Origin of the sequence: Marinobacterium ramblicola, assembly GCF_019084545.1 — a bacterium.
Lineage (GTDB): Bacteria > Pseudomonadota > Gammaproteobacteria > Pseudomonadales > Balneatricaceae > Marinobacterium_D > Marinobacterium_D ramblicola.
Genome location: NZ_JAHREP010000024.1, coordinates 1 through 22,378, shown reverse-complemented (window position 1 = coordinate 22,378; position 22,378 = coordinate 1). Strand labels below are relative to the sequence as shown.

The following is a 22,378-nucleotide window of genomic DNA, read 5'->3' as shown; positions in this document are numbered from 1 at the left end:
CTGCGCTTGATCAGTTCAGCTGCAATTTCTCGCGTGAGAGATACAAGCCTAAACCGGGATATCTGGAATGAATGCGCTACAGCCCGATAACCGTATCGCCTGCCATGAGTGCGACCTGCTGATGCAGCGCCCGCTGATCGAGGGCGACCAGGTGGTACACTGCCCCCGTTGTGGTTCGCGCCTGATCTCGAGCCATCCCAACAGCGCCGAGCGCTCCCTGGCGTTGGCGCTGGCGGGGCTTATTTTGCTGATTCCAGCCAACCTGTTCCCGGTACTGACGCTGGAGGTTCTGGGCCGGCAACAGGAGCAGACCATCTTCTCCAGTGCCATGGTGATGTACCGGGACGGACTGGCCCTGGTCGCGCTGACGATCCTGCTGTTTGCGATTCTGGTGCCGCTATGCAAACTGCTGCTGCTCACCTACCTGTCCGCCGCCCTGCATCTGCGCGCACGCTGGCCGCTGCTGCCGCTGGCGATGCGCAGTTACCAGCACCTGGATCAGTGGGGCATGCTGGAGGTGTACCTGATCGCAGTTCTGGTCTCGGTGGTCAAGCTGGTCGATATCGCCGACGTTCATCCCGGGCTCGGACTCTACAGTCTGGGGGCGTTGATCGCCGTCACCACGCTGAGTTCCTCGCAACTGGATCCCGACCTGTTCTGGCACCAGATCGATGAACTCAGGCACCAACCGAGTCCATCGGAGGCGAGGCATGAATAGCTGGCATCACAGTGCATTGGCACAGGGCCTGCTGCGCTGCCACGACTGTACCGCCCTCTGGCCGCTGGCCCTGGAGGAGCAGCACTGCCCACGCTGTGGCGCGCTGCTGCATAGCCGCGAACCCAACTCCCTGGTCCGCACCTGGGCGTTGCTGATCACCTCGGCGCTGCTGATGCTGCCGGCCAACCTGCTACCGATCATGCGGGTCACCATGCTGAGCAGTCAGGGAGACGCGTCGACCATCATGGGGGGCGTGATCGAACTGACCAAGCACGGACTCTGGGGGATCGCCATCGTGGTACTCGCGGCCAGCATTCTGATTCCGGTCGGCAAGATCCTGGCGCTGGGCTCGCTGCTGATCGCGATTCAGTTCGGCAAGGCCACCAATCTGAAACAGAAGATGGTAATGTTCCGCATCGTGCACTGGATCGGCCGCTGGTCGATGCTGGATATCTTCGTGGTCGGCATACTGGTGGCGCTGGTACAGTTTGGTAACCTCGCCTATATCGTTGGCCAGACCGGTGCACTGGCATTTGCCGGGGTGGTGGTCTTTACCATGCTCGCGGCCAACACGCTGGATACTCGTTTGATCTGGGATCGTCACCTGCAGGAGGCAAGCATTGGATCCGAAACCTGAACACCCGGCCTCAGACCCGGTCAGACCGCTGATTCGCCGACACCGAGGCCCGTCGGCGGTATGGATACTGCCGCTGCTGGCAGCGCTGATCGCCGGCTGGCTGGTATACAAGAGCTACTCCCAGGCCGGGGTGATGATCGAGGTGGTATTCAACTCCGCCGAGGGGCTGGAGGTGAACAAGACCCGCGTCATCTATCGCGGCCTGCCCAGCGGGACGGTGCGTTCGCTGACGCTGAACGAGGATCTGCAGACGGTCACCGCGGAGATCGAGATCAACGCCAACGCCCAGGCACTGCTGCATGAAGGCACGCTGTTCTGGTTGGTCAAACCCCAGATCTCCCTGTCCGGGGTCCGCGGCCTGGAAACCCTGGTCTCCGGCCACTATATCGGCGTTCGCCCAGGCGAGGGCGAGATCGCCTACCGCTATACCGCTGCGGAGGAGCCGCCTCCGGCTACCCGTGACCGGGAGGGGCTCTATCTGACCCTGTACGCCGACTCCGTCGCCTCGATCCATCGCGGCTCCCCGGTCTACTACCGGGATATCGATGTTGGCCAGGTGCTGGATTACCGCTTGAGCGGCAGCAGCGACCAGATTCTGGTCGACCTGTTCATCGAACCGCTGTACGCCCACCTGGTGCGCAAACACTCCCGCTTTTGGAACGCCGGCAGCCTGGAGATCAAGGGTAAGCTGCCCGATATCGATATTCGTATCGGGTCATTGGCCACGATCATCGCCGGCGGCGTACATTTCTACACCCCGGAACCGCGCGACAACCCCGCCGCCGAGGATGGTGACCAGTTCCCACTGTTCGCCGATTATGAAGCCGCCGAAGATGGCGTGCCCGTGCAACTGGTGTTTCCCGGCAGTACCCGACTCAGCGTCGGTACCGAAGTGCTCAGCCAGGGGGTCCGGGTCGGACGGGTACGGGATCTGTCACTGACTGAAGATTTCAGCGAGCTGCATGCCGAACTGCTGATCGACCCCCGCGCCCGTAGCATGCTGCGCGCCGGAACCCGGTTCTGGTTGGCACAACCCGGCCTGCCCTCGGCCGATTTCAGCCTGCAGGAGCTGCTCAGCGGCCAGCATATCGAACTGGCACCGGGGCAGGGTGCCGAAACCTTCAGTTTCCACGCCCTGGATGAGCCCCCGGCGCGGGCTCCGGTCAGCGAGGGGCTGCCGATCCGCCTGTCGGCCGATGCGCTGGGCTCTATCAGCCGCGGCTCCCCGGTACTCTTTCGTCAACTGCCGATCGGCAGCGTCACCGGCTATGAGCTGAGCACCAACGGCGACAGAGTGCTGATCCATGCGGTGATCAAGGAGCGCTACCGTCACCTGGTCGGCAGCCGCAGTCGGTTCTGGAACAGCAGCGGCATCGAGTTCAAGGCCGATCTCGATGAGGGGATCTCGGTACACACCGGCAGCGTGCAGACGCTGCTGCGCGGCGGCATCAGCCTGTTCAATCCTCGCGGCAAACAGGCCCCACTACAAAAAGCCGAACCCGAGTTCAGTCTCTACGCCGACTATGATGCGGCCACCGACGATGGCAGGCTACTGACCGACAACGGCGACGAACTCAGTGTCCGCCTCTATGCCGAGGCGCGTGGAGCCATCGCGGTAGGTGTTCCCGTACTCTATCGCGGCGTCGAGGTCGGCGAGGTGCGTCACTACCAGTTGGCCGAGGATGGCCGCTGGGTGGAGATCCGGATCTCGATCCAGGCTCCCTATCGCCATCTGGTCAGCACAGCCAGCCGCTTCTGGGTTGACTCGGGCGTGACCGCCAAGGCCAACCTGCGTGACGGGGTCAGTGTGCAGACCGGCTCACTAACCCAGCTGATCAGAGGCGGTATCGCCTTCGAAACCGATACCGGCGGCGAGAAGTTAACCAAAACAAGTCGGTTCCATCTCTACCCCAGCGAACAGGCGAGCCGGGAGCAGGTGCACCGGATACTGATCCACTTTGCCCCCGGCGCCGATCTGGCGGTCGGTGCCCCTATTCGTTACCGCGGTGCCCAGGTGGGACGCATCGACACTATCCGCATCGCCGACAGCAGTGGGGGGCGCATCGCCCGTGCCAGTCTGTTCCGTGAAGCGGAGTTTTTGGCCCGGGAGGGCTCCCGCTTTTGGATCAGCGAGGCGACCATTCGCCTGAGCGGGATCGAGAACCCCTCCAACCTGCTGTTCGGCAACCATGTCGAGGTGCTGCCTGGCGACGGAGCGCCCGGCGATACCTTTATCGCCCTGCGTCGCGCGCCCGCCTATCGGCCACAACCGGGGCTGACGGTGGAACTGCATGCCAACCAACTCGGCTCCATCGCCGTCGGCAGCCCGGTGCTCTACCGTGAAGTACCGGTAGGCCGGGTAACCGGCTACGAGATCAACCTGCGCGGCGACGGGGTGCTGGTCTATGCCCATATCCAACCCTCCCACGCAACCCTGGTACGCCGCTCCAGCCGCTTCTTCAACCACAGCGGCATCAAGGCCAGGGGCGGCCTGTTCAGCGGCGTCGACGTCAATGTGGCCAGCCTGGAAACGCTGGTCGGCGGCGGCGTCTCCTTCATCACGGAGGATCTGGATGCGCCGGGTGTCAAAGAACGGGCCGTCTTCGCGCTGCATGACGAACCGAAAGCGGAAACACCGATCATTCAGGCTGTGAGCGGGAAAAACACACCATGATGAGACTACTGCTGATCACCCTGACCCTGGTGCTGCTGCAGGGATGCGCCACCAACGAACGCGCGCGCCCGTTTGAGCTGAAAAGTCTGGCCAAGTCCGATATCGACATGGTCACCGACCAGCATATCCTGGCGGTCAACGCGCTGGTGCGCGAGCTGACCATCAAGCTGTACAAACGCAACCCACGCGAGCTGAAGAAGGCCCCTGCCGGCATGACGCTGAACCGCCGCCTGCACCAGCTGCTGGATTCGCCACGGCAGATCAATCATGCCGAGCTGGGCTCACGCTACGGTGTAGACGCGATGCCGCTGGTGTTCGACCCTGAGTTCAAGGGCGACCGGGTATTTGCGCTGATGATCGGCATCAGCGGCATGCTGCACGCCGCCTACAGCTACCGCAACGAGTTCTTCCTGCTCGACGAGATCGACCAGCAGAAGCTGTATAACAGTGCCCGCAATCTGGAGGCGGTGGCCTGGCGCCTGAACAACCTGCGCACGCCCGAGGGCGAGCTGTTCCTGCTCACCAACGGCATAGCAGATTCCGGCGTCAGCAACCTCAGTTTCGAGCGGATCTTCGGCAAGCTGATCGCCTATCAGGACATGATGGCGAAGATCGTCGCCAACAAGACCAACCGGGCGATCAAAAATGTGGTTGTCGGTTTCGCCTCAACCGCGCTGCTGCCGATCTGACCCGAGGGCTCAAGCCCTTACTGCATGGGCGGGCGAGCGCAGTGGATTGATCGTAATTTCACGGATTTTGTGATTTTCATTGAGGTGGAAGCAGACGTCGGCCCGCGCCGGCAACTCCTCCAGCATCGCTCGTGTCAGCCGCTCGTAGTGAGCGATGAAGCGTTTGATCTCGGAGGGGTTCATGATCCGCAGGTGGGCCGTGGGCTGCTGGGTATCGTAGATATACTGCACCCGCTCGGCCAGCTTCTGCTCCTGCAACGCTCGCCACTCATATACCGCCTGCATGCTCGGCACCTTCAGCATCAACAGCAGATCGAGGCGGCTGAACAGCTGCTGATAGGGGCCGGCAAGCTGCCGGTTGACGTGGTGCCGCCAGACCGCATCCGCGTCCTCCTCCGCTTCCAGCGCATTGACCGGCGCCTGCAACGCCGGCTCCGGCTGCGGCAGCGCGCCGACACACCAGCCCTCGAACACGATGATATCCACCGGTCCCAGCCACTCCTGCCACACCGTCGGCGGACAGCGGTCGTCGATCGATTTATCGAACACCGGAATCTTGGTCAGCGTATCGGGGCCGGCATCGATCAGCGAATCAAGCAGCTCGATACCGAGCTCCACATCATGGGTGCCGGGTACTCCGCGGGTGGTCATCAGCGGGTGGATCTCCCGCGCCAGACGCTCACGCTCGGCTCGGGTCTTGTACAGGTCGTCGATGGAAAAACCGATCACCCTGAGGTCGAACCCCTCCTCCAGAATCACCTCAAGCAGGTTGAACAGGGTGGACTTGCCCGCCCCCTGCGCACCGTTGATGCCGACCACCAATGGCCGCACCTGCCCCCGTTGCCGCTCCACCAGCCAGGCCGCCAGCGGCACGTAGATCTGCTCAAACAGCTCCTTGAGGCCGATGTCGACCTGCAGCGATTCCAGGGTGGATGCAAACGCCTGCTCCACCGCCTGAACGGCCCTGCGCCGCTCGGTTTCGGTTAGACACAGGTATTCATGGGGCCATCGGGTCAGCAGGCTCATAGCTCTCCTGTTCGCCAGGTTAATGGGGTTGCGTGGTTCTGAGCCAGTCCACCACCAGCGCGATCTGGTCGCTCTCCATCAGCGACGGCGCGTGGCCGATACCCGGCAGCGCGTGCACGGTCAGGTCGGGTCTTGTTTCGCGCATCCGCTCCACCACCTCTGCCTCCAGTACATCGGAGCTGGCGCCATGCAGCAACATTTGCGGGCAACCTACCTGTTGCCATATCGGCCAGATATCGAGATCGGTCTCGGCACTCTTACGCGCATTATGCGCAATTGCCGGATCGTAGTGCAGCCCCCACTGATCATTTTCACACAGTCGCTTGCCGTGGTTGGCCAGGTGTTTCCACTGCTGATCGTTTAGCCCGGCCAGGGCTGTGTAGGTCTGGCGCAGCCAGCCCTCCAGTTCGGCCTCGGAGTTGAAGCGGTGATCGCCCAGGTAGTCACAGATCCGTGCCAGCGCCGTGCGCGGTACGTAGGGGCCGATATCGTTCAACACCAGCCGGCGGATCGGTGTTCCCTTCTGCGCCGCCAGCACCATACCGATCAGCCCGCCCAGCGAGGTGCCGACCCAGTCCACCTGGCTCACACCGAGACGGGCGATCAGCGCTACCATATCGTGCAGATACTGAGGTAACGCATAGTCTTCCGGGTTGTCGAGCCAGTCGCTCTCGCCACGACCGGGCAGATCGGGACAGATCACCCGGTAGTTGCGGCTGAGGGCCTGTGCCAGCTCGTCGAAGTCACGGCTGTTACGGGCCAGGCCGTGGACACAGATCAGCACCCGTTCGTTATCCGCACTCCCCCACTCCTTGTAGTGCAGGCGGTGGAACCCCTGGGAATCCAGTACCGCGATATCGCCTCGACGCATGCCTACCCCCTGTGTATCTAAGATTCAGACGCTGTTCTGTAGACAGCTTTGTAAAGCTTTGCAAATTTCGCGACATCCATTGTCACACACCGTTAGAATCTGACCAGATATAGAAGTTTCTAATATAGACGCTGTGGATCCGAGCGACCTCGACAGGATGTGAAAATGTCTGTTAAACGCTTCACTCTCCGCTACATGAAGTGGCTGCTTCCGTTGTTCATCTTCCTGCTGGCGGTGTTGACCTTCCGCACCCTGCAGGCAACGCGCCCGCAACCGCCGGCGCAACCGATAGAGGAGCGCAGCTGGAACGTACATGCCGAGACCATCGCACCGGCACCACTGCGCCCCGAAGTGGAGCTGTATGGCGCCATCGAAACACCGAAAATGGCGACGCTGAGTGCAGTGCTGGAAGCGGATCTGAGCGAGTTGCATGCCCAGGAGGGTGAAAGGGTGAGCCCGGGGCAGCTCCTGGCCCGCCTGGACAGCCGCGACGTGGAGATCGAGATCCGCCAACAGCAGGCGCAGTTGGCCAGTGTCGACGCCCAGATCAGTGCCGAGCAGGTGCGCTACCGCGCCGACAACGAAGATCTCAGGCTGCAGCAGGAGCTGGTGGCGCTGAAGGAGAAGGATCTGGCGCGTTACTCCAACCTGGCTGAGCGCAACATGGCCAGCCAGCAGCAGATCGACAGCGCGCGTAGCGCACTGCAACAGCAACGGTTGAACCTGAATGCACTGAACGAAGCGATCGCCGACCACCCCAACCGCCTGGCCCAGCTTCAAGCTGAACGCCTGCGCATCGACGCGCAGCTGGACAGCCTGAAGCTGGACCTTGAGCGGACCGAGATCCGCGCACCCTATGCCGCGCGCATCGCCGCCGTGCATGTAGCGCGGGGCGACCGTGTCCGCGCCGGAGACGCGCTGATCGATCTCTATGGGCTGGAGCAACTGCAGGTGCGCGCCCAGATACCGGAGCGGTTACTGAGCCAGTTGCGGCCGGCGATGCAGCAGGGCGCGGGGCGGATTCAAGCCTCCGCCAGCCTGGACGGTGTTTCGCTCAGGCTTGAACTCGACCGGCTCGGCGCCACCGTCAGCAGCGGCAGGGCCGGCGTCGACGCCCTGTTCCGCCTGGTCGATCCGCCCCTCGCGCCGGAGCCTGGCCGTTCGCTACGCCTGCAACTGCAGTTGCCACCGCAGGAGGCGCTGGTTGCGCTGCCGCCTACCGCCCTCTACGGTACCGACCGCATCTACCGCGTCATCGACTCCCGGCTCGACCCGGTCAGTGTCGAGCGGGTGGGCCAGTTGACCACGACCGGGGGCGAATCGAGGGTGCTGGTGCGCAGCGCAACCCTGACCGCGGGGCAGCAGGTGATCACCACCCAGTTGCCCAACGCCATCGCCGGCCTTCTGGTCGATGTGAAAAAGGCCACGGAGTAGGTCATGCAGCAGAGGGACACCGGTCCGCTGAGCGGAATGATCACGCTGTTCACCACCCATCGGGTCGCGGCCAACCTGCTGATGGTGCTGATGCTGCTCGGCGGCTTCTACAGCCTGAAAAAGCTCAATGTGCAGTTCTTCCCTACCTTCGAGCTGGACGTACTCACCGTCAGCGTCACCTGGCGCGGCTCCACCGCCGAGGATGTGGAGCGCTCGATCCTGCTGCCGCTGGAGGAGGAGCTGCGCTCGCTGGACGGCATCAAGGAGATGATCTCCACCGCCCGCGACGGCTCCGCCTCGGTGCGTATCGAGCTGACCGAGGACACCGACGTGGACTACGCCCTGTCCGAGGCGAAGCAGAAGGTGGACTCGGTGCGCGGCGAGCTGCCCGATGATGTGGACGAGCCGCTGGTGCAGCGGGTCACCCGCTATGAAGGGATCGCCGACCTGATCCTGACCAGCGACCGTGCCACACGCGAGGAGCTGCGCGTCATGGCGCGTCAGTTCGAGCAGGAGCTGCTGAAACAGGGGATCCGCAAGATAGATTTCGTCGGCATGCCGGAGCAGGAGCTGGCGATTCAGCTCTCACCCGAGCAGCTGACCCAACTGGGCATGACCTTCAACGAGGTGGTCGCCAACATCCAGCAGCGCAGCGTCGATCTGCCCGCCGGCACCGCGGCCCAGGGCGAAGGCGCGCGTCAGCTGCGCAGCCTGGGTCAGCAGCGCGACGTGCAGGGGTTCGAACAGCTGCCGCTGCTTGCCTCCGGTGACGGCCAGCTGCTGCGCCTGGGCGATATCGCCCTGATCGAGCGCCGCGACGCCGACAACCAGGTGTTGCTCAGCTACCAGGGGCAGCCGGCGATCCTGCTCGAACTCAAGCGCACCGAGAACGACGACAGCCTGGTCGGCGCCGCGATCTTCCACCGCTGGCTGGAGCAGGCACGGCCGAAACTGCCGGCCGGTCTGCAGCTGATCCCCTATCAGGAGCGCTGGCAGCTGATCCAGGACCGTATCGAACTGCTGCTGAAAAACGGCCTCAGCGGTCTGGTGCTGGTGGTCGCGGTGCTGTTCCTGTTCCTCAACGGCCGGGTCGCGTTCTGGGTCACGGTCGGCATCCCGGTATCGTTCATGGCCACGCTGGCGGTGCTCTATGCCATCGGCGGCACCATCAACATGATCTCGCTGTTCGGCCTGATCATGGCGCTGGGGATCATCGTCGACGACGCCATCGTGGTCGGCGAGGATACCCTGACCCACGCCCAGATGGGCGAGGCTTCGCGTCACGCCGCCATCGGCGGCGCCCTGCGCATGAAAGCGCCGGTGATCGCCTCGTCGCTGACCACCATCGCCGCCTTCCTGCCGCTGCTGCTGATCGGCGGTATCATCGGCAACATCATGGCCGACATCCCCACCGTGGTGATCTGCGTCATCCTCGCCTCGCTGGTGGAGTGCTTCCTGGTTCTGCCCGGCCACCTGTTCCACTCCCTGCGCAATACCGATGCGGTTCACCCGAGCAGTTTGCGCCAGCGCCTGGACGGCGGCTTCAACCACTTCCGCGACCGGTTGTTCCGTCCCTTTATCGAACGGGCAATCCGCCTGCGCTGGACCGTACTGTCGCTGGCGCTGGGCCTGCTGATCGTCAGCGTCGGCCTGGTCGCCGGCGGACGGATGAAGTTCACCTTCTTCCCCTCGGTGGAGCAGGACACGATGGACGCCAGCGTCCAGTTCGTCGCCGGCACCGACGCCGACACCGTGGCCCGCTTTATCGACCACCTCAGCGCCAGCCTGTATGCAACCGACGCCGCGCTGGGCGGCAACCAGGTGAAGATGAGCCTGGCCCGGTTGCGCACGGCGCAGTTCGATCAGCGGCGCAACTCCAGCGGCGACGAGTTCGGCCTGCTGTCGGTGGAGCTTTACCCCGCCGATGACCGCGGTATGCCCACCTCCGAGTTTATCCGCCAGTGGCGGACCCAAATCCAGTTGCCGGCCGGCATCGAGCGTTTCTCCATCGACGTGGCCCAGGGCGGACCGCCGGGCAAACCGATCGAGGTCAAGCTCACCGGCAACGACTTGAGTTCGTTGAAAGCCGCCTCTCTGCAGCTGCAGCGGGAGCTGAAGGCGTACAACGGCCTGTCCAATGTGGACGACGACCTGCCGTTCGGCACCTCGCAGCTGATCTACAGCCTGACTCCGGCCGGGGAGGCAGCCGCACTGAGCCTGCAGCAGGTAGGCCGCCAACTGCGCGCGGCGTTCGATGGCGTCGAGGTACAGTCGTTCTACGAGGGTCAGGACCAGATCAAGGTGCGGGTGATCCTGCCCGAGCGGGAACGCAACCTGATGAGCACGCTGGAACACCTGCCGATCGTGCTACCCGACGGCAGTGTGACGCCGGTGACCAACGTGGTCGAGTTCCAGGCACGGCAGGGCTTCGACTCGCTGCAGCGGATCGACGGCGAGCTGGCGATCAACGTCTCCGCCGACCTGAACGAGAACCAGACCAACGCCAACGAGGTGATCGCGGCGCTGCAGCGGGAGGTGATTCCCGCTCTCGGCGCCCGCTACGGCGTCACCGCCAGCTTTGAGGGCAAGAACCGCGACCAGCGCGAGACCCTCGCCGACATGAAACTGGGGCTGATGATCGCGCTGGCGCTGATCTACATCATCCTGGCCTGGGTGTTCGCCTCCTACAGCTGGCCGCTGGCGGTGATGCTGGCGATTCCGCTCGGCATCACCGGCGCCCTGCTCGGCCATTTCGTCACCGGGCAGACGCTGACGGTGTTGTCGCTGTTCGGCCTGTTCGGCCTATCCGGTATCGTCATCAACGACTCCATCGTGCTGATCACCTTCTACAAGCAGTTGCGCCATCAGGGGATGAATGTACACGACGCGGTGGTCGAAGCCGCCTGCCAACGCCTGCGCGCGGTGCTGCTGACCTCGCTGACCACCATCGGCGGGCTGACCCCGATCCTGTTCGAGACCTCGCTGCAGGCGCAGTTCCTGATCCCGATGGCCACCTCCATCGTGTTCGGCCTGGCCTACGGCACCCTGCTGATCCTGGTTGTGGTTCCGTCGATGTTGACCATACTGGAAGGTGTACGTGAACGATTGGGCCTGAAGCCCCATATCGAGCATCAGGCGGTCACGGCACCCGAATAGGGAACTGCACAGGTGACAGCATGAAACGCACCGAACACGACAGCCTTGGCCCGGTGGAAGTACCGGCCGAGGCGCTCTACGGCGCCCAGACCCAACGCGCCGTCGACAACTTCAAGATCAGTGAGCGTCGTCTGCAACCGGCGTTCATCCAGGCCCTGGCCCAGATCAAGTCCGCCTGCGCCAAGACCAACGCCGAGCTGGGCCTGCTCGACAACGACGCCGCCAAGGCGATCGCCGCCGCCGCCAAGCGGATCATCGATGGCGAGTTCTATGACCAGTTCCCGGTGGATGTTTTTCAGACCGGCTCCGGTACCAGCACCAACATGAACATGAACGAGGTGCTGTCGCACCTGGTCGAGCGCGACGCCAGACTCAAGCTGCACCCGAACGATCAGATCAACATGAGCCAGAGCTCCAACGATGTGATCCCCACTGCACTGCATCTGAGCGCGCTGAATGAGCTGCATCTGAGACTGCTGCCGGCACTGCGCCATCTGGATGACCGCATCCGGCGCAAGGCGTCGACGCTACATGACGTGGTCAAGACCGGACGCACCCACCTGATGGATGCGATGCCGCTGACCCTGGAGCAGGAGCTGACCGGCTGGCACCACCAGTTGGCCGCGTCGATCGAGCGGCTGGACCAGACCACATCGCGGCTGACACAACTGGCCCAGGGCGGCACTGCGGTGGGTACCGGCATCAACGCTCCGGTGGCGTTCTCGCGGCTGTTCTGCCGCCATCTCAGCGCACAGGTCGGCATGACACTGACGCCGGCGAAGAGCTTCTTCACCGCACTGTCGAGCCAGGACACCGCACTTGAACTCTCCGCCGCGATGCGCACCTGTGCCACCACCCTGATCAAGATCGCCGACGACCTGCGCTGGATGAACTCCGGCCCGCTGGCGGGGATCGGCGAGATCGAGCTGCAGCCGCTGCAGCCGGGATCGTCGATCATGCCGGGCAAGGTCAACCCGGTGATTCCCGAGGCGGTACTGATGACCTGCATGCAGGTGTGCGGCAACGACACCACAGTGGCGCTCAGTGCCCAGCGCTCCAACTTCCAGCTCAATGTGATGCTGCCGGTGATCGCCTACAACCTGCTCGACAGCCTGTCACTACTGGCCAACGCTGCGACCGCGCTGGCCGACAAGGCGATCGACCCCTTTACCGTGCGCCAAGATCGCATTGAACAGGCGCTATCGCGCAACCCGATCCTGGTTACGGCATTGAATCGGGTGATCGGCTACGAGAAAGCCGCTGCGCTGGCCAAGCAGGCCTATGCCGAAGGCCGGCCGATCATCGATGTGGTGGAGCAGGAGACCGACCTCAGCCGCGAGGAGCTGGAACAGATGCTCGATCCGCACCTGCTGACACGGCCGGGCTAAACCGCACGACCTAACATTGGCTGCACAGTGTCGAGAGGTGTCGTTGCCTCTTCTGGCTGACCGTCTGCCGCCAGGGATGGCGGCAGCGAGCCCCCAAGGATGGGTTCACGGCGTGTCAGACAGAAGAGGCAACGGCGCCCCACCCTGAATCTATCCTCAGAGAAACCGCGAAAACGGCCGCGGATCATCGGTAATGATCGCCGTCACCCCCTTCCTCAGCAGCCGCTCACCCGCAATCCGGTTGTTCACCGTCCAGCAGATCACCGGTCGACCGGTGGCGGTCAGCAGTGCCAGCTCCTTGTCCCGCAACGCCTGCCAGCGATAGTGCACGCTGTAGATCCCCAGATTCTCCAGCAGCAGCGGCCAGTCCGGTGGCAGGCGGGCGGTGATAAGCCCCCGCCTCAGATCCGGCAGCAGCAGCTGGCACTGACGCAGCTGCTCGCTGCTGAAGCTGGACAGGATCAGGCGCTCGGGATCGAAGCGTTCGATAATCGGTACGATCTGCTGGATCACATAGCGCGGGTCCTCACCGTGATCCTTCACCTCCAGATTCAGCCCCATCTCCAGCTCGTCGAGCAGCGCCAGCATCTCGGTCAGAGTCGGCAAAGGCTCCGGCGGCGAATCACGATAATGGCTGCCGATATCGATCCGCGGCAGATCCGCCAGGCTCAGGCTACGCAGCGGCTGTGGCCGGCCACACAACCGGGCCAGATCATCATCGTGGTGGATCACCGGCGTGCCGTCGCCGAGCAGGGTGACATCCAGCTCGACCCAGCGCGCCCCCTGACGCGCCGCCTCGCGCACGCCGCTGAGCGAGTTTTCCGGCGCCAGCTTGCGTACGCCGCGGTGACCGATGATGCGTGGAATACCGCTCTCCAGCATGATCTCTATTCCCTTTCGATAGCTTAGACAGAGTATAAGCCAGTGTTTCCGACTGTGGATGCCGCTCTCCGGCCTTTGCGCCAATTGGCCCAAGGTCCGCCATCCGGTATACTTTGCGGCCCTATTTAGCGTTAAACCGCCGCCATTTCCGCACGCCGGGTGCGGGTTAGAAGGAAAGTCTGAAGGACATATCCATGAGCCGTATGAATCCCGATCTCGATCGCCTGCAGCCCTACCCGTTCGAAAAGCTCGCGCTGCTCAAGCAGGGTGTTACGCCACCGGCCGCTCTCGAACACATCTCATTGGGGATAGGCGAGCCGAAACATCCGGCACCGCCGTTCGTGCTTGATGTGCTGCGCGATAGTCTGGACAAGGTATCGGTTTATCCCACCACGGTGGGGATGCTTGAACTGCGCCAAAGCATGGCGGACTGGTGTACCCGACGCTTCAAGCTGCAAGCGGGCAGCCTCAGTGCGGAACGGCACATACTACCGGTCAACGGCACCCGTGAGGCGATCTTCGCCTTCGCCCAAGCCGCGATCCAGCGTAGCCCCGACGCCCTGTTGATGATGCCGGACCCCTTCTACCAGATCTACGAGGGCGCCGCCTACCTGTCCGGCGCCGAGCCCTACTATCTGCCCTGCCTGCCGGAACACGGGTTTATCCCGGACTATGATGCGATTCCGGCCGATGTCTGGAAGCGCACCCAGCTGCTGTTCGTCTGCTCTCCCGGCAATCCGACCGGAGCGGTACACAACATGGCGCAGCTGAAGAAGCTGATCGCGCTGGCCGACGAGTACGATTTCATCATCGCCTCCGATGAGTGCTACTCGGAGCTTTACTTCGACGAGAGCAAGCCGCCGGTCGGGCTGCTGCAGGCCTGCGCCGAACTGGGTCGCCACGACTACCGCAACTGCGTGGTGTTCCACAGCCTGTCCAAGCGCTCCAACCTGCCCGGTCTGCGCTCCGGTTTTATCGCCGGTGACGCCGAGTTGATCGAACCGTTCCTGCTCTACCGCACCTACCACGGCGGGGCGATGCAGATTCAGCACCAGCTGGCCTCGATCGCCGCGTGGAACGACGAGAATCACGTGCTGGAAAACCGCAGCCAGTACCGGCACAAGTTCGACGCCGCGATCAAGATATTGTCGCCGGTACTCGACGTGAAGACACCGGAGGCCAGCTTCTACCTGTGGACACCAACGCCGATCGATGACGACCAGTTCACCCGCGGCCTGTTCGAGCAGCAGCACCTGACCGTGCTGCCGGGTCGCTACCTGTCGCGGCCGATGGCCGACGGCCGCCTGCCCGGCGCCGGTTTCGTGCGTATGGCGCTGGTCGCCACGGTGTCAGAGGTGATCGAGGCCGCCGAGCGGATCCGTCGCTACGTGGAATCGCTGTAAGGAAAAAGTTCATGACTACCCTGTACGGAATCAGCAACTGCGACACGGTACGCAAAACGCGTAAATGGCTGGAAACCAACAGTCAGGCGTATGAGTTTCACGATTTTCGCAAGGATGGCCTGCAACGGGCACAGGTGGATCGCTGGTGTGATGCGCTGGGTCTGGAGACCGTTCTGAACAAGCGCGGCACCACCTGGCGGGCACTTCCCGCTGAGCAGCGCGACAATCTGGATGAGGATGGGTTGCGTGCCCTGCTCGTGGAGCAGCCCACATTGATCAAACGACCGGTTTTGGAGCACAACGGCGAGATCCGTATCGGCTTCAAGGCTGACGACTACGCCGCCCTGTTCGGCGTGGCATAAACAGTTAAACGAGATACGAGGATATCAAGATGGCAAACTTCGCATTCGGCCTGGGTGTCGGAACCAAATCCAGCGCCGGTGACTGGCTGGAGGTCTACTACAACGCACCGCTGCTCGCTGCCGACGACAAGCTGATCGGTGCCGTGTCCAAGGCGGTGGATTACACCGGCGGCAACGCGGCAATCGAGATCAACGCGGCAGCGCTGAAAAAGCTCGAAGAGGCCTTCCTCTCCGTCGGTGCCGAAGATCAGGCCGTCATCACCGAAGTACTGGAAGGCAGCAAACAGCCGCTGGTGCTCTGCATCCTGGAAACCGACGCCGCGCCTGGCAGCACCGCCGAGGTGTACCTGAAGCTGTCGCTGCTCTCCCACCGTCTGGTCAAGCCGCACGGCCTGAACCTGACCGGCATGTTCGGCCTGCTGCCCAACGTGGCCTGGACCTCCGAAGGCGCCATCGCCCTGGAAGATCTGCCCCGTCGCCAACTGGCCGCCCGCGCCCAGGGCCGTGTACTGGATGTGCTGTCGGTGGACAAGTTCCCGAAAATGGCCAACTACGTGGTCCCGACCGGTACCCGTATCGGCGATGCCTCCCGCATCCGCCTCGGCGCCCATGTCGGTGAAGGCACCACCGTGATGCACGAGGGCTTCATCAACTTCAATGCCGGCACCCTGGGCGTGAGCATGGTCGAAGGCCGCATCTCCGCTGGCGTCGTGGTCGGCAACGGCTCCGATATCGGTGGTGGCGCCTCCACCATGGGCACCCTGTCCGGCGGTAACAACGTGGTGATCTCGGTGGGCGAGAACTGCCTGCTCGGCGCCAACGCCGGTCTTGGCATTCCGCTGGGCGATCGCTGCACGCTGGAAGCCGGCCTCTATGTCACCGGCGGCTCCAAGGTCACCGTACTGGATGACCAGAACCAGGAAGTGGGCGTGGTCAAGGCGTCCGAGCTGGCCGGCAAGACCGACCTGCTGTTCCGCCGCAACTCCCAGAACGGTCGCATCGAGGTGAAAACCAACAAGAGCGCGATCGAGCTGAATGAAGAGCTGCACAAGCATAACTAAACCGGATGGGGCGTAGCCTCTGCCACGCCCCTCCAGCGAGGCCCTATCTGACATGTCCACACGCTCGGAAACCCTGGAACTCACCTGCGAACTGATCCGCCGCCCCTCGGTCACCCCGGAGGACGCCGGATGCCAGGAGCTGATGATCGAACGCCTGGAGAAGCTCGGCTTTCATATCGAGCGGCTGCCGTTCGAGGAGGTGACCAATCTCTGGGCACGTCGCGGCACTGAGGGGCCGCTGTTCTGCTTCGCCGGCCATACCGACGTGGTGCCCACCGGGCCTGCCGAGAAGTGGAGCCACCCGCCGTTCGAACCGACGCTCGAGGAGGGTTACCTCTACGGTCGCGGCGCGGCAGACATGAAAGGCAGTATCGCCGCGTTCATGACCGCCCTGGAGCGTTTCATCGAGCACCACCCGAACCACCGGGGCTCCATCGCGCTGCTGATCACCTCCGATGAGGAGGGGCCGTTCATCAATGGCACCACCCGCGTGATCGACCATCTGGAAGCGCGCAACGAGAAGATCGACTGGTGCATCGTTGGCGAACCCTCCAGCACCGACAAGATCGGCGACGTGATCAAGAACGGCCGTCGCGGCTCACTGAGCGGTACGCTGAAGGTGCGCGGCATCCAGGGCCACGTGGCCTACCCGCACCTGGTACGCAACCCGATCCATGAGGCGGCCCCGGCGCTGGCCGAACTGGCCGCCACGGTGTGGGACGAGGGCAACGAATTCTTCCCGCCGACCAGCTTCCAGATCTCCAATATCCACGCCGGCACCGGCGCCACCAACGTGGTACCGGGCGAGGTGGAGGTGGCGTTCAACTTCCGCTTCTCCACCGAGAGCAGCGCTGAAGGGCTGAAGCAGCGCGTCTGCGAGATCCTCAACCGCCACGGCCTGGAGTGGGATATCGACTGGATCCTGTCCGGCAACCCCTTCCTCACTGCCGCCGGCAGCTTGGTTGAGGCAGCGCAAGGTGCAATCCGCGCCATCACCGGTCTCGAAACCGAACTATCCACCTCCGGCGGCACCTCGGACGGGCGCTTTATCGCCCCCACCGGCGCCCAGGTGGTCGAGCTCGGCCCGGTCAACGCGACGATCCACAAGATCGATGAGCGGGTGAAGGTGACCGATCTGGACACCCTGTCGGCGCTGTACGAGAACATCCTCGCCCGCCTGTTGGCGAAGGACTGAGCCCGTGATGCAACTGAGCTGCCCGGTCTGCCACGCCCTGCTGCAGGCCGACACCGAGGTCAAATCCCTGCGCTGCGACGCCGGCCACAGTTTCGACCGCGCCCGCCAGGGCTACTGGAACCTGCTGCTGGCACAACGAAAGAAGTCCAAGGACCCGGGCGATAACAGCGAGATGATCCAGGCCCGGCGCCGCTTTCTCGACGCCGGCTACTACTGGCTGATCGCCGAACAGCTCAATCAGTTGCTGATCGCCGAGCTGTCCGGTATCCAGAATCCACACCTGCTCGATCTGGGCTGCGGCGAGGGCTACTACACCGTGCAGATCGAGGAAGCATTGAGCGCCGCCGGTTTCAGCCCGCAGATCGCCGGACTCGATATCTCCAAACATGCGGTCAAGGCCGCGTGCAGACGCAGCGACAGTATCGACTGGCTGGTCGCCACCGGCGCCGACATCCCGCTGCCACAAGGCTCGCTGGATGCGCTGACACTGATGTTCAGCCGCGTCATGCCCGCCCCTATGGCCCGGGCGCTCAAGCCCGGCGGGCTGCTGATCGTAGTCTGGCCGGGACCGTCTCACCTGATGGAACTGCGCGAGTTGATCTACGACGAGGTACGGCAGAGGGAATACGATCCGACCGCGGAGCTGGACAGTCTGTTCGAGCCTCTGCGTACCGAGACGCTGACCTTCGACTTCGAGATCGACAGCGCCCAGGGGATCGATGATCTGCTGACGATGACCCCGCACGGACAGCGGATCAAACCCGCCGTACACGCTGCCATACTCGAGCATGGGCAGCTAAACTGCCATGCGGATATCCGACTGGGTGTTTACCGTCGTCGACAGGACGACAACGCAATCTGAACCAGTTGGACAAACTCGGGTCCCATATGATTCCTATATGATGAGCCCCATAGCAGATACGGCAACCTGACCGCCCCAAAAAACTATGCGTATACGTGACTGGCTGCATACACGTGCCAATAGCCCAAGGCAGAATTTCTCCCTGCTGCTGACCGGCTTCAGCCTGTTTGCGCTCGGCCTGACCCTGGTCGGTGCCGGGCAGTACCTGCTCCCGCCCGGGCTGAACGCCGAGCTCATCGCCTTGACCGGCTTGATCCTGATCGGGGGCGGTATCATACTCGCTGCATTCGGCTATCTGAGCCTCAGCGTACTTCGCATCCTCAGCTTTCTGGACAAAAAACATGAGTGAACAGCGCCATCCCGATATCGAGGTATATATCAAGAACTGCCCACTGGAGACGATTCTTGAATGGCTCGGCGAGCGCTGCGAAGAGGTGCGCACGCTGAACAGCGTCGGTGGCACCCATGCGCTGGAGGTCTGTATCGATCGCTGTACCGTCCCGGTGATGATCCACGAGAAAGCGGTCGGCAAGGCCTGGATCAGCATCTGGTTCCGCTCCGACAAAACCCCCTGGGCACGGGATATCGATTGCGCCCACGAAGTCGCCAGAGCCCTCGATACTCAGGTCCGCTGCATCGCCGAAAGCTGGACCGAGAGCAACGACAGCGAGGAAGAGGAGTGGTGGCGGGTCGAGAACGGCATTGCCGAAAAGATCCAGTGGCCCAATAGCTGAAGGACGGGCCCCATGACCCATCCGGAGAATCCGCTGCACGCCCTGCTGCTCGATGGTACGGGCGGCGCCCGTGATCTAAGCGGTGCCGAGATTCAAGCCTGGACACCGGAACAGGGCATACTCTGGTTGCATCTGGACTACACCGACCCCTCCGCGCAGCACTGGCTGCTGCACGACTCCGAACTGCCGGAACTGATCACCGAAGCACTGCTCACCGAGAACACCCGCCCACGCGCGACCCAGATCGGCGATGGCCTGCTGATCGCCCTGCGCGGCGTCAACCTGAATCCGGGCGCCGACCCCGACGATATGGTTTCGGTTCGCCTCTACGTCACGCCCAAGCTGATTGTGTCCACTCGCAAGCGCCGGCTGCAATCGATCACCAACCTGGCCGCCGATTGCCGCGCCGGAAACGCGCCACAGGATACAGCCGAGTTTTTGATCGAGCTGAGCGATCGTCTGGTGATGCGGATGGGCGACGTGGTCGAGGAAACGGAGGAGACCCTCTCCGCCCTGGAGCTGGATATACTGGAGCAGCACGATACCACGCTGCGTCAGTCGTTAGCGGGCCTGCGCCGCCAGACCATCCGCCTGCGCCGCTATTTCGGCCCTCAGCGCGACGCGTTCAACCAGCTGCAGAGCGAGCGGCTGACCTGGATCAGCGCCGAGCAGAAGCTGCTGCTGCGCGAAATCAGCGACCGTCTGCTGCGCCATATCGAAGATCTGGATATGATCCGCGAGCGCGCCGCCATGGCGCAGGAGGAGCTGATCAGCCAGCTCTCCGACCAGCTCAACCAGCGCATGTATATCCTGTCGCTGATCGCCGCGATCTTCCTGCCGCTGGGCTTTCTTACCGGACTGCTTGGGATCAACGTGGGTGGCATACCCGGCGCCGACACCCCCTATGCGTTCGGGCTGTTCTCGATCTTTCTCTGCATCCTGGTCGCCGGACAGATCTGGCTGTTCCGGCGGCGGCGCTGGCTCTGAGCCTCCTGACTCGCCAAGGCCGGGAGGGGTAGTGCTTTCCGGGACCGTCGCCGGCAGGGCCGAAAAATGCTCCTGCGTTTTCGGCATTCCCGCCATCCTTGGCGGTCAATGCCGGCGCCGAGCTTACAGGGATGTACTTGCAGCGTGTCCCGGAAAGCACTACCCCTTCTGGCCCCGCCCCCTACGCCTCCCTCTCTCCACGCTGCTGATAGACCACCGCCGCGATGATCAACGCCAGCCCGATAAAGGTCGCCGGTGCGATCGGCTCCTCCAGCAGATAGCGGATAAACACCAGCGACAGAAACGGCGACAGGAAGATCAGGTTACTGACCCGGCTCACATGCACGGCACTGCGCATGGCACCGAGCCAAAGCATGAAGGTGACCCCCATCTCGAACAGGCCGACATAGGCCGCCCCCAGCAGCGCCCGGGGTTCAGGCAGCATCAGTTCGCCCTGCCAGGCCATCAGCGCCCACACCAGCGGCGTACCGACCAGAAAACAGATCAGCAGCATCACCGTGGCCGGTGCCGTGCCTCGCGCGTTCAGGATCCAGTACAGAGCCCAGAACAGGGTGCTGATCATCGCCAGCGCCACCCCTTCGCCGCTGTCGAAGTCCAGCGCCAGCAGATCGCCACGGGTGGCGATCATCAGCGCACCCAGGTAACCGCCGCACAGCGCGATCATATCCCGTTTCCGCAGTGGCTGTTTGAGCAACGGTACCGCCAGCAGCGACAGCGTCAGCGCCCAGGTGTAGTTGATCGCCTGCGCCTGCTGCGCCGGAAGAAGATCGTAGGCGCGAAACAGCACCAGGTAATAGATCGCCGGGTTGATCGCACCAAGCAGCAGGTAATAGACCGGTCGCGCCTTCAGCGTAGCAAACAGCGCCCCCCACTGATGCTGCCAACTGACCGCAACCGCCAGCACCAGGGTCGAAAACAGGCTGGCCCAGCCAAGCAGTTGCAGCGGCGACAGCCACTGCAGCGAGAGCTTGAACGCCGTCGCCACGGTGGACCAGAGCAGTACGGCCGCACCGCCGAGCAACATGGCGCGGGACTGATTTTTAACGGACATGGAAAGATCCTTGGCGGAGACTAACGGGCTTAACGCTCACCGAGCCTGTACTCAGGCATGCACCTCGATCGAGTGACGTGAGCGGTCGATCAGATCGATCATCATACGGCCGCTGGAGGCGAGCGCAACCTGCTCGAAGCTGTCGGAGGCGATTCTACCCTGACGCGGGGTATGCGCCTGGGTATCGACATGGCTGATCAGGTATGCGTACTCGCCACGCTGGCCGGCATTGACCGAACGGTTGAGCCGATCGACGACCAGCTCGGTGTAAAACTCGTTGGGATCCGGATAGCTGAGCGATTCCTGTAACAGCTCGAAGCTGCCATCCCCGCTGGCCGGTTGCCTGACCGGCGAGTACAGCTCCTGATTGGAGGCGATCAGGCTGAGCAGCATCGCAAAACGGGCGCCATTGGAGGACTGCACCGCCTGCGGCAGATCTGCCGTGTAGGTCTCTATGCGCTGTAGAATTCGTTCCGTTTGCATGCCATCTCCCGAGTACCTTTCCCCTATCGGCCCAACCGATATATTCTTTAAATATTTTAGTGGATTCAGGAAGTTGCGATGTCACGCTGGAGACCGCCCGCGCCCCGAAGCGCCCCGTATATCACCCTTGAAGGCTATGAGCGGCTCAATGCCGAGCTGAAGTACCTGTGGAAGGAGAAACGCCCCGAAGTGACCCAGGCGGTCAAGGAGGCGGCTGCCCAGGGCGACCGCTCGGAGAACGCCGAGTATATCTACGGCAAGAAGCAGCTGCGCGAGATCGACCGCCGCATCCGTTACCTGTCCAAGCGGCTGGAAACTATCAATGTGGTCGACCGCATCCCCGACGACAGGAGTACGGTGTTCTTCGGCGCCTGGGTCAAACTGGAGGATGAGCAGGGCGAGCAGCGCGAATACCGCATTGTCGGTGCCGACGAGATCGGTGATGCCAAGGGATATATCAGTGTTGATTCCCCACTGGCCCGGCTGATGCTGAAGAAGCAGGCCGGTGACGAGATCTGGTTGAAGAAGCCGGATGGGATTGAGGAGTGGTTCGAGATTGTCGAGGTCAGCTATCGCTAGGGCGATACGCTGGCCCACGGATACAAGCAGGGCCGACGCTGGAACTTACAGAAGAAGAAATAAAGGGAGATACAAAAGGGGAAAGGAGAAGTGGTGGGTCGTATAGGACTTGAACCTATGACCAATTGGTTAAAAGCCAACTGCTCTACCAACTGAGCTAACGAC

General features: G+C 62.9%; 21 protein-coding genes. 16 read left to right on the top strand and 5 right to left on the bottom strand.

Going from position 1 to position 22,378, the window contains the following annotated elements:
• The first annotated feature begins 67 nt into the window (after positions 1-67).
• From KQ940_RS17150 to KQ940_RS17135, 4 genes are read left to right on the top strand one after another with little or no spacing between them, the layout of a single operon-like run.
• Positions 68-718 carry a paraquat-inducible protein A gene (locus tag KQ940_RS17150; protein ID WP_217415022.1) on the top strand — a complete coding sequence of 217 codons (651 nt, stop codon included), beginning with the start codon at positions 68-70 and terminating at the stop codon, positions 716-718.
• Complete coding sequence (locus tag KQ940_RS17145) at positions 711-1,355, top strand: paraquat-inducible protein A (RefSeq protein WP_217415021.1); 645 nt, start codon at positions 711-713, stop codon at positions 1,353-1,355. The genes KQ940_RS17150 and KQ940_RS17145 overlap by 8 nt, the downstream gene beginning before the upstream one ends.
• The gene (locus tag KQ940_RS17140) at positions 1,339-4,029 is read left to right on the top strand and encodes a PqiB family protein (RefSeq protein WP_217415020.1); all 2,691 of its coding nucleotides are present in this window, start codon (positions 1,339-1,341) and stop codon (positions 4,027-4,029) included. Before KQ940_RS17145 ends, KQ940_RS17140 begins: the two co-directional genes overlap by 17 nt.
• The gene (locus KQ940_RS17135) at positions 4,026-4,718 is read left to right on the top strand and encodes a hypothetical protein (protein ID WP_217415019.1); all 693 of its coding nucleotides are present in this window, start codon (positions 4,026-4,028) and stop codon (positions 4,716-4,718) included. The genes KQ940_RS17140 and KQ940_RS17135 overlap by 4 nt, the downstream gene beginning before the upstream one ends.
• Before the next feature lie 9 nt (positions 4,719-4,727).
• Here KQ940_RS17135 and KQ940_RS17130 read toward each other — a convergent pair whose 3' ends face one another.
• Positions 4,728-5,744 (bottom strand): hypothetical protein, encoded by a 1,017-nt coding sequence (locus tag KQ940_RS17130; protein ID WP_217415018.1) that lies wholly within the window; start codon positions 5,742-5,744, stop codon positions 4,728-4,730.
• Between the two features lie 19 nt (positions 5,745-5,763).
• Positions 5,764-6,615, bottom strand: coding sequence for an alpha/beta fold hydrolase (locus KQ940_RS17125; RefSeq protein WP_217415017.1), 852 nt, complete (start codon positions 6,613-6,615; stop codon positions 5,764-5,766).
• Between the two features lie 165 nt (positions 6,616-6,780).
• Between KQ940_RS17125 and KQ940_RS17120 the strand changes: the two genes are divergently transcribed.
• From KQ940_RS17120 to KQ940_RS17110, 3 genes are read left to right on the top strand one after another with little or no spacing between them, the layout of a single operon-like run.
• On the top strand, positions 6,781-8,049 hold the full coding sequence (locus tag KQ940_RS17120) for an efflux RND transporter periplasmic adaptor subunit (protein ID WP_217415016.1): 1,269 nt from the start codon (positions 6,781-6,783) through the stop codon (positions 8,047-8,049).
• Between the two features lie 3 nt (positions 8,050-8,052).
• On the top strand, positions 8,053-11,205 hold the full coding sequence (locus KQ940_RS17115) for an efflux RND transporter permease subunit (RefSeq protein WP_217415014.1): 3,153 nt from the start codon (positions 8,053-8,055) through the stop codon (positions 11,203-11,205).
• 20 nt (positions 11,206-11,225) lie between these two features.
• On the top strand, positions 11,226-12,593 hold the full coding sequence (locus KQ940_RS17110; protein ID WP_217415013.1) for a class II fumarate hydratase: 1,368 nt from the start codon (positions 11,226-11,228) through the stop codon (positions 12,591-12,593).
• 156 nt (positions 12,594-12,749) lie between these two features.
• Here KQ940_RS17110 and KQ940_RS17105 read toward each other — a convergent pair whose 3' ends face one another.
• Positions 12,750-13,475 carry a glycerophosphodiester phosphodiesterase gene (locus tag KQ940_RS17105; RefSeq protein WP_217415012.1) on the bottom strand — a complete coding sequence of 242 codons (726 nt, stop codon included), beginning with the start codon at positions 13,473-13,475 and terminating at the stop codon, positions 12,750-12,752.
• A 203-nt stretch (positions 13,476-13,678) separates the two neighbouring features.
• On the opposite strand from KQ940_RS17105, the gene dapC reads away from it, so the two are divergent.
• The 8 genes from dapC to zntB all read left to right on the top strand — a co-directional run bounded on the left by dapC (position 13,679) and on the right by zntB (position 20,079).
• Complete coding sequence (gene dapC, locus KQ940_RS17100; protein ID WP_217415079.1) at positions 13,679-14,878, top strand: succinyldiaminopimelate transaminase; 1,200 nt, start codon at positions 13,679-13,681, stop codon at positions 14,876-14,878.
• Positions 14,879-14,889: 11 nt separating this feature from the next.
• Positions 14,890-15,240 carry an ArsC family reductase gene (locus KQ940_RS17095; protein ID WP_217415011.1) on the top strand — a complete coding sequence of 117 codons (351 nt, stop codon included), beginning with the start codon at positions 14,890-14,892 and terminating at the stop codon, positions 15,238-15,240.
• A gap of 29 nt (positions 15,241-15,269) precedes the next feature.
• Positions 15,270-16,301 (top strand): 2,3,4,5-tetrahydropyridine-2,6-dicarboxylate N-succinyltransferase, encoded by a 1,032-nt coding sequence (gene dapD, locus KQ940_RS17090; protein ID WP_217415010.1) that lies wholly within the window; start codon positions 15,270-15,272, stop codon positions 16,299-16,301.
• A gap of 52 nt (positions 16,302-16,353) precedes the next feature.
• A complete protein-coding gene (dapE, locus tag KQ940_RS17085) occupies positions 16,354-17,496 on the top strand; it encodes a succinyl-diaminopimelate desuccinylase (protein ID WP_217415009.1) in 1,143 nt (380 codons plus the stop codon).
• Positions 17,497-17,503: 7 nt separating this feature from the next.
• Positions 17,504-18,358 (top strand): putative RNA methyltransferase, encoded by an 855-nt coding sequence (locus KQ940_RS17080; protein ID WP_217415008.1) that lies wholly within the window; start codon positions 17,504-17,506, stop codon positions 18,356-18,358.
• 85 nt (positions 18,359-18,443) lie between these two features.
• The gene (locus tag KQ940_RS17075; RefSeq protein WP_217415007.1) at positions 18,444-18,707 is read left to right on the top strand and encodes a hypothetical protein; all 264 of its coding nucleotides are present in this window, start codon (positions 18,444-18,446) and stop codon (positions 18,705-18,707) included.
• Positions 18,700-19,092, top strand: a complete 393-nt coding sequence (locus KQ940_RS17070; RefSeq protein WP_217415006.1) for a hypothetical protein — start codon at positions 18,700-18,702, stop codon at positions 19,090-19,092. The genes KQ940_RS17075 and KQ940_RS17070 overlap by 8 nt, the downstream gene beginning before the upstream one ends.
• 12 nt (positions 19,093-19,104) lie before the next feature.
• On the top strand, positions 19,105-20,079 hold the full coding sequence (gene zntB, locus KQ940_RS17065) for a zinc transporter ZntB (protein WP_217415004.1): 975 nt from the start codon (positions 19,105-19,107) through the stop codon (positions 20,077-20,079).
• A gap of 181 nt (positions 20,080-20,260) precedes the next feature.
• On the opposite strand, the gene KQ940_RS17060 is transcribed toward zntB, so the two are convergent.
• Together KQ940_RS17060 and KQ940_RS17055 are read right to left on the bottom strand one after the other, a co-directional pair.
• Positions 20,261-21,151, bottom strand: a complete 891-nt coding sequence (locus KQ940_RS17060) for a DMT family transporter (protein WP_217415003.1) — start codon at positions 21,149-21,151, stop codon at positions 20,261-20,263.
• A gap of 51 nt (positions 21,152-21,202) precedes the next feature.
• A complete protein-coding gene (locus KQ940_RS17055; RefSeq protein WP_217415002.1) occupies positions 21,203-21,634 on the bottom strand; it encodes a hypothetical protein in 432 nt (143 codons plus the stop codon).
• 78 nt (positions 21,635-21,712) lie between these two features.
• Between KQ940_RS17055 and greB the strand changes: the two genes are divergently transcribed.
• Entirely contained in the window at positions 21,713-22,213 is a 501-nt protein-coding gene (greB, locus tag KQ940_RS17050) for a transcription elongation factor GreB (protein ID WP_217415001.1), read from the top strand.
• The last annotated feature ends 165 nt before the right edge of the window (positions 22,214-22,378 follow it).

What these genes read in the sequence shown, in the direction of transcription:
- KQ940_RS17080 (WP_217415008.1), top strand. Translation starts at nt 17,504, where the DNA reads ATGCAACTGAGCTGCCCGGTCTGCCACGCCCTGCTGCAGGCCGACACC.
- dapD (WP_217415010.1), top strand. Translation starts at nt 15,270, where the DNA reads ATGGCAAACTTCGCATTCGGCCTGGGTGTCGGAACCAAATCCAGCGCC.
- KQ940_RS17120 (WP_217415016.1), top strand. Translation starts at nt 6,781, where the DNA reads ATGTCTGTTAAACGCTTCACTCTCCGCTACATGAAGTGGCTGCTTCCG.
- KQ940_RS17110 (WP_217415013.1), top strand. Translation starts at nt 11,226, where the DNA reads ATGAAACGCACCGAACACGACAGCCTTGGCCCGGTGGAAGTACCGGCC.
- KQ940_RS17125 (WP_217415017.1), bottom strand. Translation starts at nt 6,615, where the DNA reads ATGCGTCGAGGCGATATCGCGGTACTGGATTCCCAGGGGTTCCACCGC.
- KQ940_RS17055 (WP_217415002.1), bottom strand. Translation starts at nt 21,634, where the DNA reads ATGCAAACGGAACGAATTCTACAGCGCATAGAGACCTACACGGCAGAT.
- KQ940_RS17060 (WP_217415003.1), bottom strand. Translation starts at nt 21,151, where the DNA reads ATGTCCGTTAAAAATCAGTCCCGCGCCATGTTGCTCGGCGGTGCGGCC.
- KQ940_RS17130 (WP_217415018.1), bottom strand. Translation starts at nt 5,744, where the DNA reads ATGAGCCTGCTGACCCGATGGCCCCATGAATACCTGTGTCTAACCGAA.
- KQ940_RS17105 (WP_217415012.1), bottom strand. Translation starts at nt 13,475, where the DNA reads ATGCTGGAGAGCGGTATTCCACGCATCATCGGTCACCGCGGCGTACGC.
- KQ940_RS17070 (WP_217415006.1), top strand. Translation starts at nt 18,700, where the DNA reads ATGAGTGAACAGCGCCATCCCGATATCGAGGTATATATCAAGAACTGC.
- KQ940_RS17075 (WP_217415007.1), top strand. Translation starts at nt 18,444, where the DNA reads ATGCGTATACGTGACTGGCTGCATACACGTGCCAATAGCCCAAGGCAG.
- zntB (WP_217415004.1), top strand. Translation starts at nt 19,105, where the DNA reads ATGACCCATCCGGAGAATCCGCTGCACGCCCTGCTGCTCGATGGTACG.
- KQ940_RS17150 (WP_217415022.1), top strand. Translation starts at nt 68, where the DNA reads ATGAATGCGCTACAGCCCGATAACCGTATCGCCTGCCATGAGTGCGAC.
- KQ940_RS17095 (WP_217415011.1), top strand. Translation starts at nt 14,890, where the DNA reads ATGACTACCCTGTACGGAATCAGCAACTGCGACACGGTACGCAAAACG.
- dapE (WP_217415009.1), top strand. Translation starts at nt 16,354, where the DNA reads ATGTCCACACGCTCGGAAACCCTGGAACTCACCTGCGAACTGATCCGC.
- KQ940_RS17135 (WP_217415019.1), top strand. Translation starts at nt 4,026, where the DNA reads ATGATGAGACTACTGCTGATCACCCTGACCCTGGTGCTGCTGCAGGGA.
- dapC (WP_217415079.1), top strand. Translation starts at nt 13,679, where the DNA reads ATGAATCCCGATCTCGATCGCCTGCAGCCCTACCCGTTCGAAAAGCTC.
- greB (WP_217415001.1), top strand. Translation starts at nt 21,713, where the DNA reads ATGTCACGCTGGAGACCGCCCGCGCCCCGAAGCGCCCCGTATATCACC.
- KQ940_RS17145 (WP_217415021.1), top strand. Translation starts at nt 711, where the DNA reads ATGAATAGCTGGCATCACAGTGCATTGGCACAGGGCCTGCTGCGCTGC.
- KQ940_RS17115 (WP_217415014.1), top strand. Translation starts at nt 8,053, where the DNA reads ATGCAGCAGAGGGACACCGGTCCGCTGAGCGGAATGATCACGCTGTTC.